This is a genomic window from Microbispora siamensis, from assembly GCF_016863095.1.
GTDB classification, from domain to species: domain Bacteria; phylum Actinomycetota; class Actinomycetes; order Streptosporangiales; family Streptosporangiaceae; genus Microbispora; species Microbispora siamensis.
Genome location: NZ_BOOF01000105.1, coordinates 1 through 3,361, shown reverse-complemented (window position 1 = coordinate 3,361; position 3,361 = coordinate 1). Strand labels below are relative to the sequence as shown.

2 rRNA genes are annotated in these 3,361 nt (G+C 57.8%); both read right to left on the bottom strand.

From position 1 onward, the window contains the following. Window positions 1–7: 7 nt before the first annotated feature. Window positions 8–124, bottom strand: a 5S ribosomal RNA gene (gene rrf / locus Msi02_RS42640). Between the two features lie 74 nt (window positions 125–198). Next, window positions 199–3,304: ribosomal RNA gene (locus tag Msi02_RS42635) — 23S ribosomal RNA — on the bottom strand. Window positions 3,305–3,361: the final 57 nt, after the last annotated feature.

Sequence of the window (3,361 nt, the reverse complement as noted above, 5' to 3'; positions counted from 1 at the left end):
AAAGATTGTCCGGCGGTGTCCTACTCTCCCACACCGTCCCCGGTGCAGTACCATCGGCGCTGGCAGGCTTAACTTCCGGGTTCGGAATGTAACCGGGTGTTTCCCTGCCGCTATGACCGCCGTAACCCCACGAAACACACAACCAACTACCACCAGTGGTTGCTGTCTCTGAGATCACATAGTGAACGCGAGCACATCATGGTCAAGTCCTCGGCCTATTAGTACCGGTCAGCTCCACACATTACTGCGCTTCCACTTCCGGCCTATCAACCCCATCATCTCTAGGGGGCCTTACCCACTCTCGTGGTGGGAGACCTCATCTTGAGGCGAGCTTCCCGCTTAGATGCTTTCAGCGGTTATCCCTACCGAACGTAGCCAACCAGCCGTGCTCCTGGCGGAACAACTGGCACACCAGAGGTTCGTCCGTCCCGGTCCTCTCGTACTAGGGACAGCCCCTCGCAAGTCTCCTGCGCGCGCAGCGGATAGGGACCGAACTGTCTCGCGACGTTCTAAACCCAGCTCGCGTACCGCTTTAATGGGCGAACAGCCCAACCCTTGGGACCTACTCCAGCCCCAGGATGCGACGAGCCGACATCGAGGTGCCAAACCATCCCGTCGATATGGACTCTTGGGGAAGATCAGCCTGTTATCCCCGGGGTACCTTTTAGCCGTTGAGCGACACCGCTTCCACACGCCGATGCCGGATCACTAGTCCCAGCTTTCGCTCCTGCTCGACCCGTCAGTCTCACAGTCAAGCTCCCTTGTGCACTTACACTCGACACCTGATTGCCAACCAGGCTGAGGGAACCTTTGGGCGCCTCCGTTACCTTTTAGGAGGCAACCGCCCCAGTTAAACTACCCACCAGACACTGTCCCCCACCCGGATTCACGGGCGCGGGTTAGACGTCCAAAACGACCAGAGTGGTATTTCACCAATGACTCCACCCCGACTAGCGTCGGAGCTTCCCAGTCTCCCACCTATCCTACACAAGACGCTCCAAACGCCAATGTCAAGCTGTAGTGAAGGTCCCGGGGTCTTTCCGTCCTGCTGCGCGAAACGAGCATCTTTACTCGTACTGCAATTTCACCGGGCCTGTGGTTGAGACAGCGGGGAAGTCGTTACGCCATTCGTGCAGGTCGGAACTTACCCGACAAGGAATTTCGCTACCTTAGGATGGTTATAGTTACCACCGCCGTTTACCGGCGCTTAAGTTCTCACCTTCGCACCCCGAAGAGTGCTAAGCGGTCCCCTTAACGTTCCGGCACCGGGCAGGCGTCAGTCCGTATACATCGTCTTACGACTTCGCACGGACCTGTGTTTTTAGTAAACAGTCGCTTCCCCCTGGCCACTGCGACCCCCACCAGCTCACGAAGCAAGTCCGATCACCAGTAAAGGTCCCCCTTCTCCCGAAGTTACGGGGGCAATTTGCCGAGTTCCTTAACCACAGTTCACCCGACCGCCTTGGTATTCTCTACCTGACCACCTGAGTCGGTTTCGGGTACGGGCCGCCGCGACACTCACTAGAGGCTTTTCTCGGCAGCATAGGATCACCCACTTCGCCACAATCGGCTCGGCATCACACCTCAGGCTAATGAGAGACGGATTTGCCTATCTCTCGCCCTACATGCTTACCCCGGGACAACCACCGCCCGGGCTGGGCTACCTTCCTGCGTCACCCCATCGTTTACCTACTACCAGATCAGGCCAGGCGTTCACCCTGACGCCGGCTCCGAAGAGCCAACCGGGCTAAGGACCCTTAGTATCACTGGATTCGATATGGGCGCATCACAGCGGGTACGGGAATATCAACCCGTTGTCCATCGACTACGCCTGTCGGCCTCGCCTTAGGTCCCGACTTACCCTGGGCGGACGAACCTGCCCCAGGAACCCTTGGTCATCCGGCGCAGAAGATTCTCACTTCTGACTCGCTACTCATGCCTGCATTCTCACTCGCACGACCTCCACCACACGATCACTCGGCGGCTTCACCGGCTCGCACGACGCTCCCCTACCCACCACCAGCACAAGGCCGGCGGTGCCACGACTTCGGCGGTGTACTTGAGCCCCGCTACATTGTCGGCGCAGAATCACTTGACCAGTGAGCTATTACGCACTCTTTCAAGGATGGCTGCTTCTAAGCCAACCTCCTGGTTGTCACTGCGACTCCACATCCTTTCCCACTTAGCACACGCTTAGGGGCCTTAGTCGGTGATCTGGGCTGTTTCCCTCTCGACCACGGAGCTTATCCCCCGCAGTCTCACTGCCACGCTCAACTTACCGGCATTCGAAGTTTGGCTGACGTCAGTAACCTTGTCGGGCCCATCAGCCATCCAGAGCCCTACCTCCGGCAAGCACCACGCAACGCTGCACCTAAATGCATTTCGGGGAGAACCAGCTATCACGGAGTTTGATTGGCCTTTCACCCCTACACACAGGTCATCCCCCAGGTTTTCAACCCTGGTGGGTTCGGTCCTCCACGCAGTCTTACCCACGCTTCAACCTGCCCATGCGTAGATCACCCCGCTTCGGGTCTACAGCATGCGACTCAAACGCCCTATTCAGACTCGCTTTCGCTACGGCTCCCCCACACGGGTTAACCTCGCCACACACCATAACTCGCAGGCTCATTCTTCAAAAGGCACGCAGTCACATCACAAACAGGCGAACCCGTTTACGCTCCTACGGCTTGTAGGCACACGGTTTCAGGTACTATTTCACGACCCCTCACCGGGGCGCTTTTCACCTTTCCCTCACGGTACTCGTTCACTATCGGTCACCAGGAAGTATTTAGGCTTACCAGGTGGTCCTGGCAGATTCACACAGGATTCCTCGAGCCCCGTGCTACTCGGGAACACTCCCAGCAGTCGGCAAGATTTCGCCTACCCGGCTATCACGGTCTACGGCCGCCCTTCCCAGAGCGTTCGACTACCCCACCGATTTCTCACTGCCTGAAGAGACGGCGGTCTCCCCCGGAAGGTCCCACAACCCCGCACACGCAACGCCCGCCGGCTATCACACGCGCACGGTTTAGCCTCCTCCGCTTTCGCTCACCACTACTCACGGAATCACTAAATTGTTTTCTTCTCCTACGGGTACTGAGATGTTTCACTTCCCCGCGTTACCACCAACCGCCCTATACATTCAGACGGCGGCAACACCACATGACTGGTGCTAGGTTTCCCCATTCGGACATCCCCGGATCAACGTCTGGTTGGCGACTCCCCGAGGCTTAACGCAGCCTCCCACGTCCTTCATCGGCTCCTGATGCCAAGGCATCCACCGTGTGCCCTAAACAACTTGGCCACAAAGATGCTCGCGTCCACTATGCAATTCACAAACAACAACCAGACAACCAGCCCA